Here is a 26,348-nt window from a genome sequence, read left to right on the forward strand (position 1 = left end):
CACATGTGGAGGCGGCTTCAAAGCTAAATGAGTCTCTACCCTGGAATAGTTACCAGAGCAGCAGAACCCAGTACGGGTTCCTTTTTTAGGATAGCCTCAAAGACCAAAGGGTTGTCAAGAGGGATTTTTAGGGGGGCGGGTTTTGGGGTGAGAATCGGGTCTGGGGTTACCCCGTTACTTGACCCGCAGCAACCCAGAAACAACACATATCTATATGTATTTATTGGCCATCATTACTCTTTGAGAGTGTCTGTTCCAGCCACTCCTGCAGGTTGTCGCCAAAGCGCAGGCTGCGCCACAGCTGAAACACGTTTTCCTGATGGCTATAGTTCAAAATAACCTCTCGTTTGGCGTTTTTCTGCGGGTTAACCCCGTCGATTCTGGCCGTTAACGTCAGTACGCCCAGGTTGTCGAGATCGACCCTGGCCTGTGAGCGATGAATTTCCATATAGCGCAGCCAGTCGATGGCCGCGCCGGTCGCCATATTGTTGCTGGCGATGGCGTCGGCCATATCCTTATCCAGCCGCAGCGTCAGCAGGCCGGCGTTGGCGATCCAGCCGTTGCGCACCAGCCATTGCGAGTTATTCAGGTACAGCGGCAGCTCGCCGTTCACCCGGCCGGACATGGCAAACTGTTTCGGCTTCAGCGCGGTAAACAGCGCGCTGAGGTCGACGCGATCCAGCTTCAGCACCGCGGCGTCATGCTGCGGCAGGCGCAGCGCCGACAGGCCGATGTGGCCGTTCAGCATATCCACGCCGACATTGCTCAACGTCAGCGGCTGGCGTTCACTGTAGGGGTAGTAACCCTGCAGATTCGCGGTGATGTTCTGCATCTCAAACAGGTTGCTCAGCGATTTAATGCGCAGCGTCACCGGCTGCTTGGCACCCAGCAGCCACTGGTGGTTCTGCAGCCGGTAAGACATGACGAAATCCAGACCGCTCATTTCGCCATCCTTCATCCACATGCCGCCGTTTTTCACCACCCAGTGGCCGCCGGCGGCGAAGCCCTGTTCACGCGCGGCGGAGAATGCCGCCTGCGCATAAAACTCGCCGTCGCGCAGCGTAATGTTCAGATCCGGCGCCAACAACGGCTGGAACACCGCCAGGCGCTGCTTCGGCCACCAGCCTTCCCCGCGCAGGCGCTCGCCGTCCCAGCGGCCGCGCAGCGCAATCGGCCCGATATCCTGCGCCTGCAGCTTACCCTGCCACTGGAAGTTCTGCGGATCGCACCCCTGCAGCCGCAGCGCCAGCGTCGACGGCGGCAGATGACCGCCGCCACTAAAGCTGACCTTATCCGCCACCAGCTGCAGTTCACCGTCCAGCGATGGCCGTACGGCATCGCGCTGCCAGCGCAGCGGCTTATTCAGCGTCAGGCGCGGCGCGGCCACCGTGACCATGCCGTATTTCAGCCGGTCAAAGCCGGTGGAGAGGCGATCGAGCGTCAGGAGGCTGTCCTGCCAGTCGCCACTGCCCGCCACGTCCCACTTCGCCTGTAGCGGCGGCAGCTGGCCGTTGCCCCAATAGCGCCACTGCCAGCGCCCTTTGTCCGGCCAGAAATCTTGCGCCAGACCGTCCAGATGCAGTCTGAAACGTCCCCAGTAACTGTCGCTGGCGCGAATAATCGACTGCAGACGGCCGGTAATGCCATTGGCGGTGACTTTTACCCCGGCCAGCGGCAGACGCGCCTCTTCCAGCTTCATTTCCGGCGAAGCGTTGCCCCAGGCGCGCAGCAGCGAACCGGGCCGCAGCTCCAGCGTCGGGTTGAGAATAGAACCGCTGACCACGCCGGGAATCGACGCCGTCAGGGAAAAATCGGCCAGGTTGGCCTGCCCGGTCAGTTGGAAATCAAGATTGCTGTGCGTCAGGCCGACGCTGCCCGGCCCCAGCGTCAACACCGCATTGCCCTTGCCGTTGTGCCCGGCGGTGATCACATTCAGCCGGGCGCTGATTTGCGTTTCATCCAGCCCTTTACTCCAGTCATGCAGCGCAACGTTGATGCCGCCGCTTAGCGGCTGGTCTATATACGGCCAGCGCCATTCGCCTTTGTCGATGCGGATTTGCTGCGGCGTGACCGCCCAGGGCAAAGTTGCCAGCGGTTGCTTATCGCCTTTTTCCGCCAGCGTCACCACCCCTTGCCCCTGCTGCCAGCTGATGTCCATCAGCAGCGGCTGCTGCAGGTAGGCGGTTTGCACCTCGCCCCGCAGTTTGCCCTGCGGCGGCAGTGCGGCGAAATCGCGCGCTATGGTGATATCGCCGCTGAACCGCAGCGGATGCGGGCTATTGGGTGGCAACACGTTCAGCGAGGAGATTGTCAGCTGCTGCCGATTATCCAGCCGTGCTTCAGCCTTGAGGTTTTTGCCCTGATAAAACAGCTGCTGGCCCGCAGCGGTATTATGCAGCTGCAGTTTACCGGCATAGTGCTGCCAGGGGAGGACTGAGAGTTGGTTGATGCTCAGATCGAGCGCCGGCAGCTGGCGCTGCAGCGCATCTAACGTCAACGGCGCGCCGTCGTCTTCGCCGGCGGGCAACTGGCTCAGGCAGGCGCTGTCAACGCTGAGTTTGTCGCTGTCCAGCTGCCAGCGGCCAGCGCGATAATGCAGACGCGTCGCGCCCAAGTCGGCCAGCAGGCACTGCTGTACTTTATATTGCGCCCCTGGCAACGATAGGCCGCCGCTTTGCCAGCGCAACGGCCCTTGCAGCATCAGCTGGCTGCCGGCCGGCAGCCAGTGCGTAAGCACGCGGGGCAACCAGCGTGGCGTGGTTTGCCACAGGACCGCCAGCAGGACCGCAATCCCCACCACAATCCCTATGAATATTCTCAATCGTTTAGCCATTAAATGATTGCTTCATTCCTAGATAAGGCACGCCCGCAGTTGCATTAAGTCTATGCCGGAAAGGGGAATAATGATGGCATGATTTTAGACCAGGGTGAAGTTAGATAGGCGACGGGAAGACCCTTTCTGCCATTTTCACCGATTTTTATTCGTCACTTGTCGATTTTGCTTACATATTAGCCGCCGGGCGCACCGCGCATTTCAGACTTTTGTTATTGTCGTTGCTGCTGATGATTAATAGTCTGGCAATGATTCTAATAAGTAAGTTGTATACCCACCGTATCCTAGCGTGATGGTATATATGAAGAAGCCATTTCCCCACCCCCAGACGTGGGGATTTTTTTGCCCGAGCCGTGTCTTTACCTCCCTGTCTCTGATGGCTAACTAATTGTCAAAATTGGCAAAAAACACTAAACTAGCCATAAGATTTCCGGTGGAGAAACCACAATGAAACTGGCGATATACAGCACGAAACAGTATGACCGCAAATACCTTGAGTTGGTAAATCAGCAATTTGGTTACGAACTTGAGTTCTTTGATTTCCTGCTCAGTAAGAAAACGGCTAAAACCGCGATCGGCTGTAAAGCGGTATGTATCTTCGTCAATGATGACGGCAGTCGCGAAGTACTGGAAGAGCTGGCGGCGCTGGGCGTAGAAATTCTGGCGCTGCGCTGCGCCGGCTTTAACAATGTCGATCTGGCGGCGGCGCAGCAGCTCGGCATCAAGGTGGTGCGCGTACCGGCCTATTCGCCGGAGGCGGTGGCGGAGCACGCCGTCGGCCTGATGATGAGCCTCAACCGCCGCATCCATCGCGCCTACCAGCGCACCCGCGACGCCAACTTCTCCCTGGAAGGACTGATCGGCTTTAATATGCACAACCGCACCGCCGGGGTGATCGGCACCGGCAAAATCGGCGTGGCCACCATGCGTATTCTGAAAGGTTTCGGCATGAAGCTGCTGGCCTATGATCCTTACCCCAGCGCACAGGCGCTGGAGCTGGGTGCGGAATACGTCGTTCTGCCGACGCTGTACGCCCAGTCGCACGTTATCACCCTGCACTGCCCGCTGACGCCGGAAAACCATCACCTGCTGGATGCGCAGGCCTTCGCCATGATGAAAGACGGCGTGATGATCATCAATACCAGCCGCGGCGGCCTGGTTGACTCCGCCGCCGCCATCGACGCGCTCAAACAGCAGAAAATCGGTGCGCTCGGCATGGACGTTTACGAAAACGAACGCGATCTGTTCTTTGAGGACAAATCCAACGATGTGATTCAGGATGATATCTTCCGCCGGCTGTCGGCCTGCCATAACGTGCTGTTTACCGGCCACCAGGCCTTCCTGACGGAAGAGGCGCTGACCAGCATTTCTGAAACCACACTGCAGAATATCGATCAGCTGACGCGCGGCGAACCCTGCGCCAACCAGCTGCATGGCTGAAATACAGGGAACAACTACCTCAGGAGAGCAACAATGAAATCATGGATCCCACTGGCGCTGGCCAGTACGCTGCTGGCCGGCTGCGCCGGCGGTACGCCTGCCGGCAAGCCGGTACAGGAAAGCGATCTGCTGCATCACAACTTTGTGCTGCAGAGCGTGGACGGCGTCGCCGCCAATGCACAACAGGGGCGCGGGCCAAGCATTGAATTCGGCGAAAAGATGCATATCTCCGGTTCAATGTGCAACCGCTTCTTCGGCAACGGCCAGTTGGACAACGGCGTGCTGACGGTAAAAAACCTGGCCTCGACGCGCATGATGTGTGCTGACCCGCAGCGTAACCAGTGGGATCAGGTCATCGGCAGCGTGCTGAATAACGGCGCGCGCGTCACGCTGGATGCCCAGCAGCTAACGCTGAGCGACGGTAAACACACGCTAGTCTATACCCTGAAAGACTGGGTGCAATAAGCCCGCATTATCCTCCGGGGGGCGGCGCTTAGCCGGCGCTGGCGCAGGCCCCTGACCTAATGCCCACTCCTCGCACTGCTTGCCGTCCGGCATCTGACACATTCTGACCGCCTCGCCATTCAGCGTATGGGCAATGGTGGTGGTGCCGCCGACGTTGGCGCAGTGTGCGCTGGTCGGTAAGTGGTCAATTCTGGCGCTGGTGCCCTGCTGCTGCGGTTCATCATTATTACTGCTGCACGCGGCCAGCAGCAAAACGGCGCCGGCCAGCGACCATTTGTGTATTTGCATTGCCATTGTTTTTCTCCTGAACCTGATTATATAAAAAATAACAACGCCTCTTGATGGGCATATGATCGTGCAATTAATACAAACCTGTACCCGAAATAATTCAAATTGCAGGAAGGCAGCAAGAGAAGTAACCCTGATGCACTTACTCGGTAAGTGATTCGGGTGACTGAACGCGGCCAACACACCTGTAACTTGAAGTATGACGGGTGTATTTAATTTAGCCTGTTCGTTTAATAATGAGAATACATCGCCGCCATTATTTTGCGCTTTTTTGCGCCAGACGAAACTTTATCACTGTCAGGCACGCCTTATCACCATCGGCCGCACGCGGAATTACGGCGCAAACGGCCGTCGGCGCGCGCCGGGCAACAGCATGGTACGCCGCATTTTCTGCCACGTTGAAAGTGCGGCTCAGCGCGTATGCTATAGGCGCTAAGAGATTAGCATTCCACTATTTTTCAGTTAATTAACTGAGCTCTTCACCCCGCATGATTAACGTCATGCGGGCTTTTTTATTCATCGTAATATTAGTGAGCGCTGGTTTTTGACAATAGGTTAATCACCAATACTCCGGCAACGATTAATCCCATGCCGATAATTGCCGGCCAGTCGAGTTTCTGGTTATAAATAAATACCGCAGCGATAGACACCAAAACGACGCCCATGCCGGACCAGATCGCATACACAATGCCCAGCGGCATGCTTTTCACCACCATCGACAGGCCCCAAAAGGCCACGCCATAGCCCAGCACCACCACCAGCGAGGGCCACAGGCGGGTGAACCCTTCCGACGCCTTCAGCATGGTGGTGGCAACCACCTCGGCGATAATCGCCATGGTTAAATACATTAATCCCGTCATTTGTCCCGCTCTCTGTTAATAGCCAACGCCGCCATGATGGCAATAAAGCGCTAAATTATGGTTAAACCGCACCGCCACCGCCAGCGGATAATGCGATTTCCTTGCGACATATCAGGTTACAACGTTCCTGCGCTGAAACCGCGCTCTGCACACAAACGTGATAAAGAACGCGATTTTCCCTCTGCTAGACTTTATTTAACGCTGTTTTTTTCACCCGGCTCCAGGGCATTTTCTTCCGCATGGCGCAACGCCATGGCTGAAATAAGGTACTTTCCATGATTACGACAGATGGCAACCATGCCGTTGCGTCGGTGGCTTACCGCACCAGCGAAGTCATCGCAATTTATCCTATTACGCCCAGCTCCACCATGGCCGAGCAGGCGGATGCCTGGTCCGGCGATGGCCGCCAGAATATTTGGGGCGATACGCCGCGGGTGGTAGAAATGCAGTCGGAAGGCGGCGCGATCGCCACCGTGCACGGCGCTCTGCAAACCGGCGCGCTGTCGACATCGTTTACCTCCTCGCAGGGATTACTGCTCATGATCCCGACGCTGTATAAACTGGCCGGCGAACTGACGCCGTTTGTGCTGCACGTCGCCGCGCGTACGGTGGCCACCCATGCCCTGTCGATCTTCGGCGACCATTCGGACGTGATGGCGGTACGCCAGACCGGCTGCGCCATGCTGTGCGCCAGTAATGTGCAGGAGGCGCAGGATTTTGCCTTAATTTCGCAGACGGCAACCCTCAACAGCCGTATTCCATTTATTCATTTCTTCGACGGTTTTCGCACCTCGCACGAGATCAACAAAATCGTGCCGCTCAGCGACGACACGCTGCGGCAGATGATGCCGCAGACGGCCATCGCCGCCCACCGCGCCCGGGCGCTGTCGCCGGAACGCCCGGTGGTGCGCGGCACTTCCGCCAATCCGGATACCTACTTTCAGTCCCGCGAGGCCGCCAACCCGTGGTACGCGCAAACCTATCGCCACGTCAGCGAGGCGATGACGCAGTTCGCCGCGCTGACCGGCCGGCAGTATCAGCCGTTTGAATACTACGGCCACCCCGATGCGCAGCGGGTGGTGATTCTGATGGGGTCGGCAATCGGCACCTGTGAAGAAGTGATTGATGCGCTGCTGGCGCGTGGCGAGAAGGTCGGCATGGTGAAGGTGCGCCTGTTCCGCCCGTTCTCGGCGGCCCACCTGCTGGAGACGCTGCCGGCCAGCGTGCGGAAAATCGCCGTGCTGGACCGCACCAAAGAACCGGGCGCGCCGGCCGAACCGCTGTATCTGGACGTGATGAGCGCGCTGGCCGAAGCCTTCAGCCGCGGTGAGCGCGACACCCTGCCGCTGACGATCGGCGGCCGCTACGGCCTGTCATCCAAAGAGTTCGGCCCCGACTGCGCGCTGGCGGTGTTTGCCGAACTGGAACAGGAACGGCCGCGCCCGCGTTTCACCGTCGGCATCTTTGATGACGTCAGCGGGCTGTCGCTGCCGCTGCATGATAATCCGCTCCCCTCTCACGCCACGCTGGAGGCGCTGTTTTACGGCCTCGGCAGTGATGGTTCCGTCTCGGCAACCAAGAACAATATCAAAATCATCGGCAACGGCACGCCGCTGTTTGCCCAGGGCTACTTTGTCTACGATTCGAAAAAGGCCGGCGGCCTGACGGTGTCGCACCTGCGCGTCAGCGAACGGCCGATCAATTCCGCCTATCTGGTCAGCCGCGCCGATTTTATCGGCTGCCACCAGGCGCAGTTTATCGATAAATACCAGATGGTCGAACGTCTGAAGGACGGCGGGATTTTTCTGCTCAATACCCCTTACGGCGCTGACGAAGTGTGGGACCGGCTGCCGCAGGAGGTGCAGGCGCTGCTTCAGCAACGCCAGGCGCGCTTCTATATTATCAACGCGGCCAAACTGGCGCGCGAATGCCAGCTTGGCGCGCGCATCAACACCGTGATGCAGATGGCGTTTTTCCATCTCACGCAGGTTCTGCCGGATGACGTCGCTCTGCAACAGCTGCAGGACGCCATTGCCCGCAGCTACAGCAGCAAAGGTCAGGAGATCGTCGAGCGCAACTGGCAGGCGTTGGGGGCAACGCGCCAGGCGCTGACCGCCATTCCGCTGCGCTCCGTCAACCCCGCCAGCCCGCAACGCCCGCCGGTGGTGGCCGACGCCGCGCCGGACTTCGTCAAAACCGTCACGGCGGCGATGCTGGCCGGGCTGGGAGATGCTCTGCCGGTCTCCGCCTTCCCGCCGGACGGCACCTGGCCGGTGGGCACCACGCAGTGGGAAAAACGCAATATCGCCGAAGAAGTGCCGATCTGGCGGCCGGATCTCTGTACCCAGTGCAACCACTGCGTCGCCGCCTGCCCGCACTCGGCCATTCGCGCCAAAGTCGTGCCGCCGGCGGCCATGGAGCACGCGCCGGCCAGCCTGCAGTCGCTGGATGTCAAAGCGCGCGATATGCGCGGGCAGAAATACGTGCTGCAGGTGGCGCCGGAAGACTGCACCGGCTGTAACCTGTGCGTGGAAGTCTGCCCGGCCAAAGATCGCCAGCAGCCGGAGATCAAGGCGATCAATATGGCCTCGCGCCTGGAACATCTGGCGGAAGAGAAAGCCCATTACGACTTCTTCCTGCAGCTGCCGGAAATCGATCCGGCGCAGCTTGAACGCATCGATATCCGCACCTCACAGCTGATTACGCCGCTATTCGAATACTCCGGCGCCTGTTCCGGCTGCGGCGAAACGCCTTATATCAAGCTGCTGACCCAGCTGTACGGCGATCGCTTGCTGATCGCCAACGCCACCGGCTGTTCGTCCATCTACGGCGGCAACCTGCCCACCACGCCGTACACCACCAATGCCGCCGGCCGCGGCCCTGCCTGGGCCAATTCACTGTTCGAGGACAACGCCGAATTCGGGCTGGGCTTCCGCCTGACGGTCGATCAGCATCGGCAGCGCGCCTTGCGTCTGCTGGCGTCGCAGGCCGATCGTCTGCCGGCGGAGCTGGTCAACGGGCTGCGGATGGATGACATTGCACCCGCCCTGCGGCTGAAGCAAATCGCCGAGCTGCGCACCCAACTGGCGCAGTTCGATGACGGCAACGCCCGTCAGCTGGCCGATGATGCCGATCATCTGCTGGATAAATCCATCTGGCTGATCGGCGGCGACGGCTGGGCCTATGATATCGGTTTCGGCGGGCTGGACCACGTGCTGAGCCTGACGGAGAACGTCAACGTGCTGGTGCTGGATACCCAGTGTTACTCCAACACCGGCGGCCAGCAGTCGAAGGCCACGCCGCTTGGCGCGGTGACCAAATTCGGCGAACACGGTAAACGCAAGGCGCGTAAGGACCTCGGCGTCAGCATGATGATGTACGGCCACGTGTATGTGGCGCAGATTTCGTTAGGTGCGCAGCTGAATCAGACGGTAAAAGCGATTCAGGAAGCGGAAGCCTACCCCGGCCCGTCGCTGATTATCGCCTACAGCCCGTGTGAAGAGCACGGCTACGATCTGGCGCTGAGTCACGACCAGATGAAACAGCTGACCGCCAGCGGTTTCTGGCCGCTGTACCGCTTCGATCCGCGCCGCACGCAGGAAGGCAAAGCGGCGCTGGCGCTGGATTCACGGCCGCCGAACAGCGATCTTGCCGCCACCTTGCTGAAGGAGCAGCGTTTCCGCCGCCTGAACAGCCTGCAGCCTGAGGTCGCCAGCGCGTTGTATCAGGAGGCCGCGCAGGAGTTGCAGCAGAAATACGACTTCCTCAGTCTGCTGGCCGGCAAGGCGGAGAAATCGGCCAACGAGTAGATTTCACCGGGCGCGCCAGGTGCGCGCCTTTTTTCAAACGTCTCGCTATCACAGGCGCCCCAATCCGAGAATACCAACAGAACGCCAATCGCATCGCCGCCGCGTCCTCGCTCGCGGCTCACCTCTGTAAAACCCGCTGGCATTCGTCGCCATAATCCGTACCATACTCGCCAAACTGCATCTATGCCGTGAGCCGTGTTGATCGCGCTGCGGTCAGGATGTCACTGCATGAAGCACCGTGGGCGCGGATGGATTTCTCCTATCCGCCTGTTGAATGATAAACTGGCCGCTAACGGCGCCATGTCCATAGTGCACCCCAATGAGAACGAGCACGATTTAAATGTCAGAAAAACAAACAGTGAGCCAGAAAGAACAGTACAACCTCAACAAGCTGCAGAAGCGCCTGCGCCGCAACGTAGGCGAGGCCATCGCCGATTTCAATATGATTGAGGAAGGCGACCGCATCATGGTGTGTCTGTCCGGCGGCAAAGACAGCTACACCATGCTGGAAATTCTGCGCAACCTGCAGCAGAGCGCGCCGGTTAACTTCTCGCTGATAGCGGTCAACCTGGACCAAAAGCAGCCGGGCTTCCCGGAACACATCCTGCCGGCCTATCTGGACGGACTGGGGGTGGAGTATCAGATCGTAGAAGAAAATACCTACGGCATCGTTAAAGAGAAAATTCCGGAAGGCAAAACCACCTGCTCACTGTGCTCGCGCCTGCGCCGCGGCATTCTCTACCGCACCGCCAGCGAACTGGGCGCTACAAAAATCGCGCTGGGCCACCACCGCGACGATATTTTGCAGACGCTGTTCCTCAATATGTTTTACGGCGGCAAGATGAAAGGCATGCCGCCCAAGCTGATGAGCGACGACGGCAAACACGTGGTGATCCGTCCGCTGGCCTACTGCCGCGAGAAAGATATCGAGCGCTTTGCCCAGGCGAAAGCCTTCCCGATCATTCCCTGCAACCTGTGCGGTTCGCAGCCGAACCTACAGCGCCAGGTGATCGGCGATATGCTGCGCGACTGGGATAAACGCTACCCCGGCCGTATTGAAACCATGTTCAGCGCAATGCAAAACGTGGTGCCTTCGCACCTGTGTGATACCGAACTGTTTGACTTCAAAGGCATTCAACACGGCGACGAGGTGGTAAACGGCGGCGATCTGGCATTCGATCGCGAAGAACTGCCGCTGCAGCCGGCCGGCTGGCAAACCGCAGAGGCTGACGAGATCGTCGCCGCGCCTGAGCGGCTGAACGTATTGGAAATCAAATAAGTTAACACGCCATCCCCCCTTGCGGAGGATGGCGTTTTCCCCCGCCGAGCTTTACGATCCCGCTCACATTTGACGCTAAAAAACCGCCTGTCGTCATCGGCTTTGCTCTATACTGTTTTTTCATACAGTAATATGGAGTTTACTTACCGATGAATATCACCCCTTGTCTGTCCCACGTCTCCGTCGGAACCAATCATTTCGACCAGGCGGCGGATTTTTACGATCGGGTACTGTCCGCCTTGGGCTGCCGTCGCGTGCTGGAGCACCATGGCGCCATCGGTTATGGCCGCGACTATCCCGAATTCTGGCTGCAAACCCCGCTCGACGGCAAACCCGCCAGCATCGGCAACGGCATCCACATCGGTTTTTTCGCCACCAGCAAACAGCAGGTTGATGAATTCTATCGTCAGGCGCTGCAGGCCGGCGCAACGGATGAGGGCGCTCCAGGCTCCAGGCCGCACTACGGCGAGCAATATTACGGCTGTTTTGTCCGCGATCTGGACGGGCATAAAATTGAAGCCAGTTTCTGGGATGAAGCGGCGGCCTAGTTCGGTATCGTGGTCAACAGCAAGCTGACCGCGCGGAAAAAAGACGAAAAAAATGCCGGTGGATAACACCGGCATCGTGTGAATCAAATTTGCTATGCAGTAATTCTAAAAATAAGAAAGTAAGACAATTATGGAGCGCAACGCCCATCGCTTGACGTTGCATTCACCTGCGGGAAGAATAATGCCGCATTCTCCGACGGCAAATGTTGATTTCGCGCAACTTTAATCAGGTTTTGCCGAAGTTTCTTCGCCAATGACTACAGCCAGCGGCGGCGTTTCAGCCACCAGGCCACGCCCGCCCCCAACGCCACCAAAAGCAGGCAAAACAGCGTAAAGCCGAACGGCTTATCGCCGCCGGGAATGCCGCCCAGGTTAACGCCGAACAGCCCCGTCAGGAAGGTGGCGGGCAGAAATACCATCGCCAACAGCGACATCGTGTAGGTACGCCGGTTCATGGCATCCGCCAGCACGCTGGTGATTTCATCAGCAAGTATCGCCGTACGCGCAATGCTGCCGTCCAGATCGTCCAGACCACGCCCCAGCCGATCGGCAATATCCTGCATGCGGCGACGATCGTCATCGCTCATCCAGGCCAGGCGATCGCTGGCCAGCCGGGAAAATACGTCCCGCTGCGGCGCCATATAGCGGCGCAGCACAATCAGCTGCTTGCGAATCAGCGCCAGCTGGCCGCGTTCAGGGATCTGCTGATCCAGCAGCGCATCTTCCAGATCGATAATTTTATCGTGCAGGTCCTCGATAAACTCGCTGGCGTGATCGGTCAGCGCATCGCTGATTTCCACCAGCCAGTTGCCGCAGTGGGTTGGCCCCACGCCATTTTGCAGTTCGTTAACCACCTCATCAATGGAATACACTTTACGGTGACGCGTGGAGACAATCATCTTATCGGTGATAAACACGCGAAAAGTCACCAGTTGGTCAGGACGTGAATTAACATTAAAGTTAATGCCGCGCAGCGTAATCATCGTGCCGTCCCCCTGCCGCGCCACCCGTGGCCGGGTACTGTCACCGGCCAGCGCATCGCGTACGGAATCCGGCAGCAGCGGCGTTTCACTCAGCCATTGCAAACTTGCCGGATGGGCATAATCCAGATGCAGCCAGCAAGGTTGCTGACTGGTGATGCTATCCTGCGGGCCGATCGGCGTTACGCCGCCCTTGCCATCCAGCCGAAACGCATACACCGCATCGGCAATTTGTAGCTGGCTGCCGTCAATGACGTCCATTCGCCCCCCTCTTATTTTGATTCGCTAGCGCAAAGTCTAGTCTTTATGCTTTTTAAATCAAAGAAGAAGCCGGTAAGCAGCGGTGTCAAAAGCGGGCAAAAAAACCGCACCTCAGCGGGTAATTATTGCCCTTTATGATTCATTAACATTTCCACATCTTTTTTAATTCCAAACAACAATAAAAAATAAACAAAAGTGGGTTTACCTCAATTTTCATCGGCATATACTTGCGTCTACCTACGAGGAGGTAGTGTAGTTATGTTAAGAGACCATTTGAAAATAGATGAAAGCCATACGCTGGAGAAGGTTAATCACATCCAGCTGCGTCACCAAGGTCAGGAAGAGATTAGCGAATTTATCGTTAAGGACGCCGGCGGAAACCCCATCGGCAAGGTTTCCGTGTATGACCACCTGAGTACCCGCCGTTCCTACCCAACCTCCTACCGTGTGACTCAGACCGACATGGCTGGCCACGTTGTCGTTGATACCCTGAGAGAAGTTCTTTAACGCCGTCAGCTGAGGACCGTGTGAGAACAAAAAAACCCGCTATTTCAGCGGGTTTTCTGTTTCCGCCATGCAACAATCGTTCGCTGAACTCAACACTCCCTGACTCCATTCGTAAAAAGCGCGCACTGCAGGAGGAAGATATCTGTTCTGCGGATACACCAGGGATAAGGGTAAATCAAAAGCGTCGTCGTTCAGGCACGCAATAAGCGCCCCGCTACGCAAATAGGGAGCCGCCAGATAGCTGGCCACGCGAATTAACCCCAACCCCTGTACGCCAGCCTGTATGTAGGCATCCGTATCATCTACCACCAGCGCTTCCGACATACGGATCGCCCGCACGGCGGCATCATGCGCAAAAAACCACTCTGTCGTGCGCCCGGTCCGGTGGTTAAGGTATCCCACCGCGCGATGGCCGTTCAGATCGTCCAGACACTTCGGCTCGCCATAGGTATCAAGGTATTGTGGTGCTGCCAGCACCACCCATTTAAAATTCGCCAGCGGACGGGCCACCAGCGTGGTGGAGTCCTCAATTCTGCCCGCCCGGATCGCACAGTCGTAGCCCTCCCGTATGAGGTCCTCCACATGATCGCTTGAGCAAAGCATTAGCTCCAGCTCGGGATAATGCTGCAAGAACGTCTGAATTTTGGGGATGATACAGTGCCGGGCCAGGGATTGCGGCATACCGACTTTAAAGCGCCCTTTGGGTTGGCCAGATTTGCCGGGGAATGAGGACTCCATGGCGGCAATATCAGCAAGCAGCCTTTTACATTCCGTGTAGTATCCCTCTCCGTCGGACGTCACGCTGAGCTTGCGTGTGGTTCGCTGCAACAACTGCAGCCCAAGGTAAGCTTCCAGTTCCTTAATCACCCGGGATACCGTTGAGCGCGGCATCCCCAGCACTTCCGCCGCCTTGGCAAAACTCTGTGTCTCAACGACATGCGCATATACCCGCATTGATTCCAGTCTATCCACCTTCTCCCCCTGACTGCGCACCCTGATTATCCCATATTAACGAACAGTCTAACCTACACCCGCTGACTTATCGAATGTAGCTCTCCACCGTAAACTTGCCCCACATTCCATCAACACCAGCAGTGAGGTGCAAAATGCAACAACATGACATGGACGCAGATAAACGAGTATTGGTGCTGGGAGCGGGACAACTGGGAGATGCGGTGCTGGATGCGCTGCTGCCGGCGGTCACACAGCGCAACGGGGATGTTTCCGTCATTGTTTCGCCCGCTTCCTGCGATAAACACGGTAAACTGCAGTCGGCAACGCATCAAAAACATGCTGATGCCGGCGCAACCTTTATCGGCGCAGACCTGGCCGCCTGTTCGACTGAACAGTTAAGCAGGATATTTAAGCCGTTTGATACCGTTATTAACTGTATGGGGTTCGTTGCCGGGGCCGGTACTCAGCTCAAGATCACGCGCGCGGTGTTGCATGCCCGGGTGCGGCGATACTTCCCCTGGCAATTCGGCGTTAATTACGATGAGGTCGGTAAAGGAAGCGGCCAGCCCGTCTGGGATGAACAGTATGATGTCCGGACGCTATTACGGGCGCAGAGCACCACGGAGTGGGTGATTATTTCAACCGGCATATTCACCAGCTTTCTCTTCGAACCGGCATTCGACGTCGTCAACTTATCGGCCAACACCATCAACGCGCTGGGAGGATGGGACACTCAGGTCACCGTCACCTCGCCGGCCGATATCGGCCGACTGACCAGCGCCATCTATTTACATCAGCCGCGGATCGTCAACGACGTCATCTTTGTCGCGGGGGAAACAACATCATACCGGCAACTGGCCTCAACGATTGAACACGTTACGCAACGGCGCTTTACCAAAAACGTGTTCACCCTGCCGGCGCTGCTGGAGGCCCTGCGTTTACGCCCGGATGACCAGATGCTGCGCTATCGCGCCGCGTTTGCCCGGGGTGACGGCATGTGGTGGCCAATGCGCGATACCTACAATGCGCAAAATGCGATTCAGACCCAGGATATTGCCTCCTGGCTTACGGCATCTATTTAGCCCCCGACAAGAAACGGCCGGCGCGTAACAACGCGCCGGCCACTTTATCGAGGAAACAACGCCCGTCAATGCTTGACGATATACATCGTCTGACTATAGGCCACGTCTTCCGGGTTGGTAATCGGATAACCTTTTACCCAGGGTTTGATCAGGCGGCCATTGGTGTACTGATAAATCGGCGCGATCGGCGCCTGATCGGCCAGGATCTGCTCCGCCTTGTTGTAGTCGGCGTTCAGCGCCGCCGGGCTGGTGCGCCGGCTGGCTTCCGCCAGCACGCGGTCATACTCTGCGTTGCGGAACTTGGCGATATTGCCGGCGTGCGAAGAACCCAGCAGCGACAGGAAGGTAGACGCCTCATTATAATCCCCCACCCAGGAGGCGCGAATCACGTCGAAATTGCCGGTATTACGGCTGTCGATATAGGTTTTCCACTCCTGATTCTGCAGCTTAACATTCACCCCCAGCTTTTTCTTCCACATCGAGGCCACGGCAATGGCGATCTTCTGATGGCTTTCCGAGGTGTTATACAGCAGCGTCAGTTTCAGCGGGTTATCCGGGCCGTAGCCGGCAGACTGGATCATCGCTTTGGCCTGCGCATCCAGCTCCGCCTGCGACTGCTGCTGCAGCAGGCTATCTTTGGCTTTGAAGCCGGCGGTCACGTCCGGCGTAAAGTGGTATGCCGGCTTTTCACCGGTGCCCAGCACTTTTTCAGCGATAATCTTGCGGTCGATGGCGTAAGACAGCGCCTTACGCACCCGCACATCGTTGGTTGGCGCGCGCTGGGTGTTAAACGCATAGTAATAGGTGCCCAGTTGATCGGGGGTATAGACCTGATCCGGAATATCCTTCAGCAGTTTGCGGTACATATTTTTCGGGAAGGATTCGGTGATATCGATATCCCCCGCCAGATAGCGTTTGGTGGCGTTGGATTCCTGATTGATCGGCACAAACGTCACCTTGGTCAGCACGGTGTGTTTATGATCCCAATAGTGTTCATTCGGCACCAGCACCAGCTTCTCATTCACCACCCGCTGCTGCAGTTTAAAGGCGCCGTTGCCGACCAGGTTGCCTACCTTGGTCCAGCCGCTGCCGTATTTCTCCACCACCGCTTTCGGCGCCGGGAACAGGCTGAAGTTGGCGGTCAGGCTGACAAAGTACGGCACCGGCTTATTCAGCTGTACCTTCAGGGTATGGGCGTCAACCACCGTCACCCCCAGCTTATCGGCCGGCAGCTTGCCGGCGATGATCGCCTCGGCGTTCTGGATCCCCGCCAGTTGGGCAAACCAGGCAAAAGGCGACAGGCTTTTCGGGTCCACCAGCCGCTGCCAGCTGTAGACGAAATCGTTCGCCGTGACAGGGTCACCATTTGACCAGCGTGCGTCTTTGCGCAGAGTAAAGAGGAAGGTCTGGTTATCCGAGGTCTGCCAACGGCTGGCGACGCCGGGAATAATATTGCCCTGCGCATCCTGATTCACCAGCCCTTCGAACAGATCGCGCGCCACCTGCGCCTCCGGCAGGCCAACCGCTTTAATCGGATCGAGCGACGCGGGCTCATCTTTGATATGGCGCACGATTTCCTGCTTATCGGCCAGGGCCGTCCCGGCCGGCACCTGCGCCGCACTGACGCCAAAGCTCAGACAGACGGCCGCTGCGCAGCCTGCCAAACGGAAACTCCGTTGAATTTTTTTTCTCGCCATCGTTATTATCCCGCGTTAACCATCTGAATTTTTTATCATATACCCAAAAGCGCTGCGGCGCATCATGGCGGCGGCGGCCCTGCGGGAAAAACGGCGACGGCGGTGCAAAAATGCGAGAACGACCCCGCTTTACGCCGCCGGACAATAGCCGGCGGCGCGCTCAGGGCTTAGTCGTAGAGATGGACAGTGCGGATGCGGTAGGTAAACTCTTCGCCCTCTTCTTCATCAAAGATGGTGAACTGAGCGTTCTCCTCCAGCGGCTTTAGCTGAATATCGGTGGTTTGCAGCTGGCGATCGTTGGCATCGTCATAGCCGTAATCGAGGTAGAAGCTGTTTTTCTGGTAGTCCACATGCAGGGTAAACGGGTAGTTGGATTCATCCCCGCGCCCGTCATCATTTTTCACCACGCCGAACCACTCCCCCTGGCGGAGTTGATTCTCATCATCCACGCCGCACAACAGCGTGAGCGTGTCCTGCTCGTGTTCCGTATAACTGGCGACTATTCTGGCGACTGGCATGTTAAATCTCCTTGCTGATTATCGGCTTGGCTGTCTGCTTAGTATAACAAGCGACAGCCGTATCGGCAGCGGACATTACGCCGCGCCGCCGCTGACCGCTCAGATAAGACGCAGAACAACAATGTTGTGGGAAAGTCACACAAAAGCGTAATACACTGAATAAAATAACAATGCATTTTCACCCACTGGCGATACAGGGCGATACCATGACTCAACAACGACCGCGTAGCGAACGCGGCCAGCTGGCCGTGGCTGGAGAAAGTTACGGAAAATCGTTATTAGGCGCACCGCTGCTTTATTTCCCCGCCGTAGCACGTGGCCCGGACGCCGGGCTGATCATCGCCGGCACGCACGGTGATGAAAATGCCGCCGTCGTCACCCTGTCCTGCGCATTGCGCAGCCTGTCTCCCGCCGCGCGGCGCCACCATGTGGTGCTGGCGGTCAACCCGGACGGCTGCCAGTTAGGATTGCGCGCCAACGCCAACGGTGTGGATTTGAACCGCAACTTCCCCTCGGCCAACTGGCGTTCCGGCGATACGGTCTACCGCTGGAACAGCGCCGCGCCAACGCGGGAGGTCAAGCTGTCAACCGGCGGCCGGCCGGGTTCCGAACCGGAAACGCAGGCGCTCTGCCATCTGATCCACCGGCTGAAGCCGGCCTGGGTGGTCTCTTTTCATGAACCGCTGGCGTGTATTGAAGATCCGGCCAGCTCGCACCTTGGCGTCTGGCTGTCGCACAAATTCGCCCTGCCGCTGGTCAGCAGCGTCGGCTATGAAACGCCGGGTTCGTTCGGCAGCTGGTGCGCCGATCTGTCGCTGCCGTGCATCACCGCCGAACTGCCGGCCATCTCCGCCGATGCCGCCAGCGAACAGTATCTGGATGCGATGATTGAGCTGCTGACCTACCCGCAGTAATCCCGCGCTTATAGGTCGCCCAGCCGGATGACGCCGCAGGCAAAATCCAGCCCCGGCTCAACATCCTGCGCCAGCCAGGTCGGCCCGTCCAGATCGATAAAACGGGCCGCCGGCGCCAGCGGCAGCGCCGCCGTCACCGCCCGTGAGGTGCACAGCATGCAGCCGAGCATCAGCGTAAAGCCTTGGCTGACGGCCTGCTCGGCCAGCGCTAGCGCTTCGGTCAGGCCGCCGGTTTTATCCAGTTTAATATTGATCATCTGATAACGGCCGGCAAGCCGGGCCAAATCGGCGCGGGTATGGCAGCTTTCATCGGCGCAGATCGGCAGCGGATGGATAAAGTTCGCCAATGCTTCATCGTTATCGGCCGGCAGCGGCTGCTCCAGCATCGCCACCTGTAAATCCGCCAGCAGCTGGCAGCGCGCCGCCAAACCTTCAGCCCGCCAGGATTCGTTGGCGTCGACGATCAGCGTCGCCTCCGGCACCGCGCCGCGGATCGCCACCAGCCGCTCGCTGATGAGCCGGTCGTCCAGCTTGATTTTCAGCAGCGTCGCCCCGCGGCGGTTAAGCTCCAACGCGGCCCGGGCCATCGCCTCCGGCGTATCGATGCCGACGGTTTGCGCCGTCGTGACCTGCGGCGGCGGGTTCACCCCCACGCGCTGCCACAGCGTTTGCGCCTGTTGGCGACACTCCAGATCCCATAAGGCGCAGTCCAGCGCATTGCGCGCCGCGCCGGCCGGCATCAGCTGCTGCAGCGCGTCGCGCGACAGGCCGCGCTCGATGGCCGGTCTGACCGCCTCCAACTGCGCCAGCACCGAGTCTTCGCTTTCGCCATAGCGCGGGTACGGCGTGCATTCCCCCACGCCACAGACGCCCTGTTGTTCGATTTCCACCACCACCACGTTGGCCGCGCTGCGGCTGCCGCGTGAAATCACAAACGCGGCGCGCAGCGGCCAGGCCTGTGGGTAAAAACGCATGCTTCTCATCACCGCTCCTGGTTGAATAGTACGCGTAATATCAGCGCTGTACGCAAGGGTATGCCAATATATACAACTGTTTAGCCAATTTTGTATACCCAAGCGGCATGCATTGACATAGACTGACGGCAAGGTGTGAACCTAATGTTAAAATGGGCGTGAGCCGCTCGCCGATTAGGTGCACATCTTTTGTATAAACACCTGTCAAAGGAATCAAGTCATGACTCAGACCGTAAAGTTCCAGAGTAACCCCGTTGCCGTTGCCGGCCAACTGCCGAAAGCCGGCGAACAGGGCAAGCCGTTCTCCCTGGTGGCGAAAGATCTGTCAGACGTTGTGCTGGGCAGCTTTGCCGGCAAACGTAAGGTGCTGAATATTTTCCCAAGCATCGACACCGGCGTCTGCGCCACTTCGGTGCGTAAATTCAACCAGTTGGCCAGCGGCCTGGATAACACCGTGGTGCTGTGCATCTCCGCCGATCTGCCGTTCGCCCAGTCCCGCTTCTGCGGCGCGGAAGGCCTGAGCAATGTAGTAACCCTTTCCACCCTGCGCGGCGCCGAGTTCAAACAGACTTACGGCGTAGAAATCGCCGACGGTCCGCTGGCGGGCCTGACCGCCCGTGCCGTGGTGGTGCTTGATGAGCAAGACAACGTGCTGTACAGCGAACTGGTGGAAGAAATCACTTCTGAACCGAACTACGATGCCGCCCTGGCGGCGCTGAAGTAATTCGCGCATAAAAAAGCCCGGTCAGCCCGGGCTTTTTTTCGTCATTATTCCTCGGCGTCTTCCGCCGGTTTGCGGCTGCTGAGGCCGTAGTCACGCAGTTTATTGGCAATTGCGGTATGTGAGACCCCCAGGCGCTTCGCCAGTTTGCGCGTGCTGGGATAGGTACGGTACAGCCGGGTCAGCACCGAGCGCTCAAAGCGCTTGCTGATCTCATCCAGCGTCCCGTCAATCGCCTCATCCCCCAGCGACATCTCCACCTCAAACTCCGGCAGCACGATATCCTGCGGGCGCAGTTCAAAGCCTTCGGTCTGGGTCAGTGCGCGATAAATCGCATTTTTCAGCTGACGTACGTTCCCCGGCCAGCCGTACTTGCTCAGGAAGCTGTTCAGATCGCTCGACAGCTTCGGTCGGGCGACGCCCTGCTCATCGGCAAAGCGCGCGACAAACAGCTCGGTCAGCGGCATGATGTCCTGCGGGCGCTCGCGCAGCGGCGGCACCGTGATGGTCAGCACGTTCAGGCGGTAGTAAAGATCCTCGCGGAACTCGCCGCGCTGCACCAGCTCAATCAGGTTTTTCTGCGTGGCGCAGATCACCCGCACGTCCACGTGCACTTCATGATCTTCGCCAACGCGGCGGAAAGTGCCGTCGTTCAGGAAACGCAGCAGTTTGGTCTGCATCCGCGGCGACATTTCGCCAATCTCGTCCAGTAACACCGAACCGCCGTTAGCCTGCTCGAAAAAGCCCTTTTTCGCCGCGCCGGCGCCCGGATAGGCGCCCGCCGCATGGCCGAACAGCTCGCTTTCCGCCACGTCATCCGGCAGCGCCGCACAGTTGAGCGCCAGGAAAGGCTGTTTGCCGCGCGGGCTGCGCAGATGGCAGGCGCGGGCCAGGATATCCTTGCCGGTGCCGGTATCGCCGACAATCAGCAGCGGCGCATCCAGCATCGCCAGCTTGCGCGCCTGTTCCAGCACCTGGCGCATTTTCGGGCTGACCGCCACGATATGGTCGAACTCGGTGTCATCGTTCACCGAAAGATTCTGCAGCTGCCGCCCCATGCGCGCGGTGGATTTCAGCATCACCACGGCGCCGACCACGTCCGGCTGCTGGTTTTCATCTTCCAGGTGGATCGGCGTGATATCCATCAGGAAATCCTGACTGCGGATCACCACCCGCTCAGCGTGCGGTGCGGCATGTTCATTCTCCAGCCAGCGGCTGAAGCTGTAGCCGCCAATCAGCTGCCCCGCCGTCTGGTTGCGGATTTTATCTTCGTTCAGGCCAAACAGCGCCAGCGCCGCCGGGTTGGCCAGCTCGACCTTACCTTTCATATCAATGGAGAATACCGGCTCCGGCATGGATTCCAGCAGCGCGCGCAGCGCCCGGTGTTCGCGCTCGGAAGGCATGAAACTGACGGTGCGCACGTCGGTGACGCCGGCGATGCGGCGGATTTCCGCCATCAGGGCGCGGAAGGTATCAAAATCAAGCTGGGAAAAATTAAGGTAAATCCGGCCGATAGGATCGATTTCGATACCGCGTAAATCAATGCTGCGTAATACCAAGAGATCCAGCAATTCTCGGGTAAGACCGATACGGTCTTCGCAAAATACTTCCAAACGCATCAGTATTGGCCTTATCTGCAGGTTTTGCGTACACGGGATGAGTGGCGCTCATCATACTCTCTCATCCCGGACAGAAGAAACGTTCCGTCAGCAAAAGTTGACAGAACGCTGATTTATCATTGTGGTTATTGATTCTAATCGCAAATGAATAACACCATCCGCGTCATTTTAGCTTATTGCCAGATATTTATCATGACTCGAAGATTATTTTTGGATAATTATCACGAAATTACAGCAGGATGTTCTTTCGTCAACGTTGGCTTACGCCACACGGAAAAGCGCCGCACCGGACGGTGCGGCGGCGGGATTATCAGGCTTTCTTGTCGCCTTTTTTCATCACGTCCTTCAGTTGGCCGACTAACTGGCCGCGGAAATCGCTCAGCTTGGGCTTATCGTCCTCCAGCCACGGCAGCGGCCGGCACAGCTCCATCGCCTTAATGCCCAGACGCGCGGTCAACAGGCCGGCGCCGATACCCTGCGCGGCGCGGGCGGACAAACGCGCCGCCAGATCCTGCGACACCCAGTCCATCCCGACCTCGCGCACCAGTTCAGAGGCGCCGGCAAAGGCGATGTTCAGCAGCACCAACCGGAACAGGCGAATACGGCTGAAATAGCCCAGTTCGATGCCGTACAGCGCGGCGATGCGGTTGATCAGCCGAATATTGCGCCAGGCGATAAACGCCATATCCACCAGCGCCAGCGGGCTGACGGCGATCATCAGCGTCGACTCGGCCGCCGAACGGCTGATCTCGCGCCGCGCCTGATTATCCAGCACCGGCTGCACCAGGCGCGCGTACAGCGCCACCACTTCACGGTCGTTCTGGGTCTCATGCAGCGACGCCTGCCAACGCTGCAGCGCCGGATGCCCCTGATCCAGCCCGGCCTGACGCGCCAGTTTTTCGCAGAACTCGCGCCCTTTGCCCAGCCCGTGGCTGTGCAGCAATTCCCGCGCTTCGTCACGCTCTTCGGCGCGCTGGCGCAGGCGGTACAGGCGGCGCCATTCCGCCACCACCGAGCCGACGCCGGCGCCGACGATCAGGCCGCCGGCAACGCCGCCGCCGAGCGCGATCCAATCCTGCTGCAGCCAGGCCTGATGCACCCACTGCACGCCCTGCGCCACCACGCTGACGCCGAACAGCGTCAGCCCGGCGGTGACCATTTTACGCCACAGGCTGCGCTTCGGCTTCAGCGCCGCATTGACAATGCCTTCAACGCGCCCTTCTTCCTCTTCCTTTTCCAGCTCCGGCGCGGCGGGAAAGAAGTTATCCGCCTGCTGTTCGTCAAAGGCCATACCGGCGCGCAGCGTCGGCTCCTGCGGCGGCTGCAGCGGCTCTTCAAAATCGATACGCGGTTTTATCGGCTCGCTCATCGCACTTTATCTCCCAGCAAAAACTCCATCACCGCGTCCAGACGAATATGCGGCAACGGGCTGTCCACGCTCATGGCGCGCGGACGAAACTCATCAAAGTGGAACCCCTGCTGCTGCCAGAACGCCGGCCCCGGCAGGCGCGCCGGCACTTCGCCGGGGAATACCGTCAGCGGTGCGCCGTCCGACAGGCGGTTGCCTTTCAGCGCCGGAATACGCTGCCCCTGATGGTCCACCATGCCGCTCTCGGTCGCCTGCACCGAAGCCAGCCCGACGCAGTCCATACTGATGCCCTCAAATGCCGCATTCTGCCAGGCTTCCTGCACCAGCTGCTGCAGCAGCGACACCAGATTGGCGTGCTGATCGGCGGTAATATGGTCGGCTTTGGTGGCGGCAAACATCAGTTTGTCGATGGTGGGCGAAAACAGGCGGCGGTACAGCGTACGCTTGCCGTAGTGGAAGCTCTGCATCAGTTGGGTCAGCGCCAGGCGCATGTCGTTAAACGCCTGCGGCCCGCTGTTAAGCGGCTGCAGGCAATCCACCAGCACAATCTGGCGGTCGAAACGCACAAAGTGTTCTTTGTAGAAGTTTTTTACGATCGACTGACAGTAATAACCGAAGCGGGCGCGCAGCATGCCGATATTGGTGTGCTTGTCGGCCTGCGCCAGTTTTGATTCGCTGCCGGCGTCGACGTTCGGCCAGGGGAAGAACTGCAGCGCCGGCGCGCCGGCCATATCGCCCGGCAGCACAAAGCGTCCCGGCTGGATAAAGTGCAGCCCTTCGGCCTTACAGCGCAGCAGATAATCGGTGTAGGCCTGCGCGATCGCCGCCAGTTTATTTTCATCGGCCGCCGCCAGCGGATCCAGCGCGTTGCACAGCGCCAGCCACGGTTTGGCCCATTCGGCACGATCGCCCTGCAGCAGCCCGGTCATCTGACGCGACCAGGTCAGGTAGTCCTGTTCCAGCATCGGCAGATCGAGCAGCCATTCGCCCGGATAATCGACGATCTCCAGATACAGCGTCGAGGTTTCTTTAAAGTGGCGCAGCAGGGAATCATTGGAGCGGTAGCGCAGCGCCAGGCGAATTTCGCTGACGCCGCGGGTGGGGGTCGGCCAGGTCGGCGGCGCGCCGTACAGCTGCGCCAGTCCCTCATCATAGGTAAAACGCTGAATGCCGAGATCGCGCTGCGGGATACGTTTTACCCCCAGCAGGCGCTCTTCGCGCACCGGCGAAAACAGCGGCAGCCGCGCGCCGCTGTGGACATGCAGCAGTTGATTGACCAGTGCGGTGATAAAGGCGGTTTTTCCGCTGCGGCTCAGGCCAGTCACCGCCAGACGCAGATGGCGGTCCATACCGCGGTTGACCAGCGAGGTTAATTCATTTTTTAATCGTTTCATTCTTCTCCTTGGCATAAATACCCAAAATCACTCAGCGCTGCGGCGGGGCTGCGTCGGCCACCGCCCAAGGCAGCTGCGACTTAGCGGGTATAACGCCCGAATGCCTTATTCAGCCCCTTGCGGAACATCGGCTCCAGCACCATCGCCAGCAACAGGCGCAGCGGTTTACGGCTGACGGTTCTCAGCAGCCATGAGGTGGCCCCCGCCGGGCCGTAACTGAGTAACGCTATGATGATGACTTTAGACAATCTCTTCAACATTGCACCAGCTCCTCGTTGGAAAGTGGCGGATTGGCCGCCGTTGGCGGCGTGGTTTGCTCTGGTCATAACTGCCCTCCGGCAAAGGTGACGGCGGCGTCCGGCGCGGCAACCGTCAATTACAGCTGACGGAAACGGCTCTGTACGCCGAAGGTATCCGAGGTCACGTAGCGTTCAACCTGGCGCAGCTGGCGCTCGCCGCTGCCCAGTTCATACTCCAACTGATCCAACAGCTGGCGCGGCGTACGCTGATGTTCGCCGTCGAAACGGCTCGCCGGTGCCGCTTCCAGCAGGTAGCCCATGGCGAAATAGGCGACGACGGTAAAGAAAAACAGGCCAAAGATCATCGACAGCACCACCATCACGCGGATCAGGCGCACCGGTACGTCAAAGTAGTGCGCCAGGCCGGCGCAAACGCCCTTCACCATGCCCTCTTCAGGCACGCGATACAGTTTTTTACTGCCCAGCAAATTGCCCATCAAGACTGCCTCCAGTTCGGATGTTCGGCATCCAGAATCTCTTCCAGCGCCTGAATACGTTCGCGCATGCGTTTGGCGTCTTCCGTCAGCTGCGCCAGCCGCTGCATTTCCTGATGCGTCAGCTGGATCCCGTTCTGTTGCCGATTGCTGTAATGCAGCCAAAGCCAAATCGGGGCGACGAACAGCACAAAAATCGTCAATGGAATGGCTAACAATAACGCACTCATTTCAACTCCTTGTTATTCCCGCCTGCCGGACGCCGCGCTGCGGCGTCGGCACGCCGGGTTTCTGTTATCGGACGGCGGCCGCCGGACGGCCGCAAAAAACGGTTACTCTGAGCGGTTCATCTTGGCTTTCAGCGCAGCCAGCTGCTCGCTGATGGCGTCATCCGCCTTCAGTTCGGCGAATTCCTGATCCAGGGTTTTCTTTTTACCCAGGCTGATGCTTTCAGCTTCCGCTTCCATATGGTCGATACGGCGCTCAAACTGCTCGAAACGCGCCATCGCTTCATCCAGCTTGCCGCTGTCCAGCTGACGGCGCACTTCACGGGAAGACGACGCCGCCTGATGACGCAGCATCAGCGCCTGCTGACGCGCGCGGGTTTCGGTCAGCTTGCTTTCCAGTTCGCCGATTTCGCTCTTCATCCGGCTCAGGGTTTCTTCCACCGTCTCCACTTCATGGGTCAGCGTGGCGATCAGATCGGACACTTTCTGTTTCTCAATCAGCGCCGCCCGCGCCAGATCTTCTTTATCTTTGCGCAGCGCCAGCTCCGCTTTTTCCTGCCAGTCATCGAGCTGCTTCTCACCCTGCTCGATACGACGCAGCAGCTGCTTTTTCTCCGCCAGCGCGCGCGCGGAGGTGGAGCGCACTTCAACCAGCGTGTCTTCCATCTCCTGAATCATCAGACGCACCAGCTTCTGCGGATCTTCCGCCTTATCCAGCAGCGTATTGATGTTGGCGTTCACAATGTCGGCAAAACGAGAAAAAATACCCATAATTCACTTCCTCTTGGTGTCAGTGGCGTCTTCAGCGCCGTCTTAAGTCATACTGCGGACGCCAAGATATAATCAAGATGCGTGCCAACTTTTATTTCACTGATA

General features: G+C 58.6%; 23 protein-coding genes and 1 pseudogene. 9 read left to right on the forward strand and 15 right to left on the reverse strand.

What is annotated here, in order from left to right; all coding sequences use genetic code 11:
- Positions 1 to 220: 220 nt before the first annotated feature.
- Entirely contained in the window at positions 221 to 2,833 is a 2,613-nt protein-coding gene (locus FO014_RS22615; protein WP_160031167.1) for a YdbH family protein, read from the reverse strand.
- Between the two features lie 447 nt (positions 2,834 to 3,280).
- Here FO014_RS22615 and FO014_RS22620 point away from each other — a divergent pair, with 447 nt between their 5' ends.
- Positions 3,281 to 4,273 carry a 2-hydroxyacid dehydrogenase gene (locus FO014_RS22620; RefSeq protein WP_160031168.1) on the forward strand — a complete coding sequence of 331 codons (993 nt, stop codon included), beginning with the start codon at positions 3,281 to 3,283 and terminating at the stop codon, positions 4,271 to 4,273.
- A 33-nt stretch (positions 4,274 to 4,306) separates the two neighbouring features.
- Positions 4,307 to 4,738, forward strand: a complete 432-nt coding sequence (gene hslJ, locus FO014_RS22625; protein WP_160031169.1) for a heat shock protein HslJ — start codon at positions 4,307 to 4,309, stop codon at positions 4,736 to 4,738.
- A 36-nt stretch (positions 4,739 to 4,774) separates the two neighbouring features.
- Here the strand turns inward: hslJ and FO014_RS22630 are convergent.
- Positions 4,775 to 5,026 (reverse strand): annotated as a pseudogene (locus FO014_RS22630) (DUF333 domain-containing protein); the annotation flags it as partial.
- Positions 5,027 to 5,553: 527 nt separating this feature from the next.
- Complete coding sequence (locus FO014_RS22635) at positions 5,554 to 5,886, reverse strand: DMT family transporter (protein ID WP_105231063.1); 333 nt, start codon at positions 5,884 to 5,886, stop codon at positions 5,554 to 5,556.
- A 275-nt stretch (positions 5,887 to 6,161) separates the two neighbouring features.
- Here FO014_RS22635 and nifJ point away from each other — a divergent pair, with 275 nt between their 5' ends.
- The 3 genes from nifJ (at position 6,162) to FO014_RS22650 (ending at position 11,522) form a co-directional block, all read left to right on the forward strand.
- Complete coding sequence (gene nifJ, locus FO014_RS22640) at positions 6,162 to 9,695, forward strand: pyruvate:ferredoxin (flavodoxin) oxidoreductase (protein WP_160031170.1); 3,534 nt, start codon at positions 6,162 to 6,164, stop codon at positions 9,693 to 9,695.
- 340 nt (positions 9,696 to 10,035) lie between these two features.
- Positions 10,036 to 10,974 carry a tRNA 2-thiocytidine(32) synthetase TtcA gene (gene ttcA, locus FO014_RS22645; RefSeq protein ID WP_160031171.1) on the forward strand — a complete coding sequence of 313 codons (939 nt, stop codon included), beginning with the start codon at positions 10,036 to 10,038 and terminating at the stop codon, positions 10,972 to 10,974.
- Between the two features lie 149 nt (positions 10,975 to 11,123).
- Entirely contained in the window at positions 11,124 to 11,522 is a 399-nt protein-coding gene (locus FO014_RS22650) for a VOC family protein (RefSeq protein WP_160031172.1), read from the forward strand.
- Positions 11,523 to 11,779: 257 nt separating this feature from the next.
- On the opposite strand, the gene zntB is transcribed toward FO014_RS22650, so the two are convergent.
- A complete protein-coding gene (zntB, locus tag FO014_RS22655; protein ID WP_160031173.1) occupies positions 11,780 to 12,763 on the reverse strand; it encodes a zinc transporter ZntB in 984 nt (327 codons plus the stop codon).
- A gap of 258 nt (positions 12,764 to 13,021) precedes the next feature.
- Between zntB and FO014_RS22660 the strand changes: the two genes are divergently transcribed.
- Complete coding sequence (locus FO014_RS22660; RefSeq protein ID WP_160031174.1) at positions 13,022 to 13,270, forward strand: hypothetical protein; 249 nt, start codon at positions 13,022 to 13,024, stop codon at positions 13,268 to 13,270.
- 39 nt (positions 13,271 to 13,309) lie between these two features.
- Here FO014_RS22660 and FO014_RS22665 read toward each other — a convergent pair whose 3' ends face one another.
- Positions 13,310 to 14,242 carry a LysR family transcriptional regulator gene (locus FO014_RS22665; RefSeq protein WP_160031175.1) on the reverse strand — a complete coding sequence of 311 codons (933 nt, stop codon included), beginning with the start codon at positions 14,240 to 14,242 and terminating at the stop codon, positions 13,310 to 13,312.
- Between the two features lie 134 nt (positions 14,243 to 14,376).
- On the opposite strand from FO014_RS22665, the gene FO014_RS22670 reads away from it, so the two are divergent.
- Positions 14,377 to 15,306, forward strand: a complete 930-nt coding sequence (locus tag FO014_RS22670) for an aromatic alcohol reductase (protein WP_160031176.1) — start codon at positions 14,377 to 14,379, stop codon at positions 15,304 to 15,306.
- Positions 15,307 to 15,371: 65 nt separating this feature from the next.
- Here the strand turns inward: FO014_RS22670 and FO014_RS22675 are convergent, their stop codons facing one another.
- A complete protein-coding gene (locus FO014_RS22675) occupies positions 15,372 to 17,003 on the reverse strand; it encodes a peptide ABC transporter substrate-binding protein (RefSeq protein WP_201282891.1) in 1,632 nt (543 codons plus the stop codon).
- Positions 17,004 to 17,170: 167 nt separating this feature from the next.
- The gene (locus tag FO014_RS22680; protein ID WP_160031177.1) at positions 17,171 to 17,521 is read right to left on the reverse strand and encodes a hypothetical protein; all 351 of its coding nucleotides are present in this window, start codon (positions 17,519 to 17,521) and stop codon (positions 17,171 to 17,173) included.
- A 206-nt stretch (positions 17,522 to 17,727) separates the two neighbouring features.
- On the opposite strand from FO014_RS22680, the gene mpaA reads away from it, so the two are divergent.
- Entirely contained in the window at positions 17,728 to 18,435 is a 708-nt protein-coding gene (gene mpaA / locus FO014_RS22685; RefSeq protein ID WP_105233322.1) for a murein tripeptide amidase MpaA, read from the forward strand.
- 8 nt (positions 18,436 to 18,443) lie between these two features.
- Here the strand turns inward: mpaA and ycjG are convergent, their stop codons facing one another.
- Positions 18,444 to 19,418 carry an L-Ala-D/L-Glu epimerase gene (gene ycjG, locus FO014_RS22690; protein ID WP_160031178.1) on the reverse strand — a complete coding sequence of 325 codons (975 nt, stop codon included), beginning with the start codon at positions 19,416 to 19,418 and terminating at the stop codon, positions 18,444 to 18,446.
- A gap of 211 nt (positions 19,419 to 19,629) precedes the next feature.
- On the opposite strand from ycjG, the gene tpx reads away from it, so the two are divergent.
- A complete protein-coding gene (gene tpx, locus FO014_RS22695; RefSeq protein WP_160031179.1) occupies positions 19,630 to 20,133 on the forward strand; it encodes a thiol peroxidase in 504 nt (167 codons plus the stop codon).
- A gap of 44 nt (positions 20,134 to 20,177) precedes the next feature.
- Here the strand turns inward: tpx and tyrR are convergent, their stop codons facing one another.
- From tyrR to pspA, 7 genes are all read right to left on the reverse strand, one after another.
- A complete protein-coding gene (tyrR, locus tag FO014_RS22700) occupies positions 20,178 to 21,749 on the reverse strand; it encodes a transcriptional regulator TyrR (RefSeq protein WP_160031180.1) in 1,572 nt (523 codons plus the stop codon).
- A gap of 310 nt (positions 21,750 to 22,059) precedes the next feature.
- Positions 22,060 to 23,118, reverse strand: a complete 1,059-nt coding sequence (locus tag FO014_RS22705) for a YcjF family protein (protein ID WP_105231050.1) — start codon at positions 23,116 to 23,118, stop codon at positions 22,060 to 22,062.
- Complete coding sequence (locus FO014_RS22710; protein WP_111737141.1) at positions 23,115 to 24,512, reverse strand: YcjX family GTP-binding protein; 1,398 nt, start codon at positions 24,510 to 24,512, stop codon at positions 23,115 to 23,117. The genes FO014_RS22705 and FO014_RS22710 overlap by 4 nt, the downstream gene beginning before the upstream one ends.
- A gap of 80 nt (positions 24,513 to 24,592) precedes the next feature.
- Positions 24,593 to 24,838 (reverse strand): phage shock protein PspD, encoded by a 246-nt coding sequence (gene pspD, locus FO014_RS22715; protein ID WP_105231048.1) that lies wholly within the window; start codon positions 24,836 to 24,838, stop codon positions 24,593 to 24,595.
- Between the two features lie 50 nt (positions 24,839 to 24,888).
- Complete coding sequence (pspC, locus tag FO014_RS22720; protein ID WP_105231047.1) at positions 24,889 to 25,248, reverse strand: envelope stress response membrane protein PspC; 360 nt, start codon at positions 25,246 to 25,248, stop codon at positions 24,889 to 24,891.
- Positions 25,248 to 25,475 (reverse strand): envelope stress response membrane protein PspB, encoded by a 228-nt coding sequence (gene pspB, locus FO014_RS22725; protein ID WP_160031181.1) that lies wholly within the window; start codon positions 25,473 to 25,475, stop codon positions 25,248 to 25,250. The genes pspC and pspB overlap by 1 nt, the downstream gene beginning before the upstream one ends.
- 102 nt (positions 25,476 to 25,577) lie before the next feature.
- Positions 25,578 to 26,243: a phage shock protein PspA gene (gene pspA / locus FO014_RS22730; protein WP_105231045.1), complete on the reverse strand. Its 666-nt coding sequence runs from the start codon at positions 26,241 to 26,243 to the stop codon at positions 25,578 to 25,580.
- Between the last annotated feature and the right edge of the window lie 105 nt (positions 26,244 to 26,348).

Origin of the sequence: Serratia rhizosphaerae (genome assembly GCF_009817885.1) — a bacterium.
Lineage (GTDB): Bacteria > Pseudomonadota > Gammaproteobacteria > Enterobacterales > Enterobacteriaceae > Serratia_B > Serratia_B rhizosphaerae.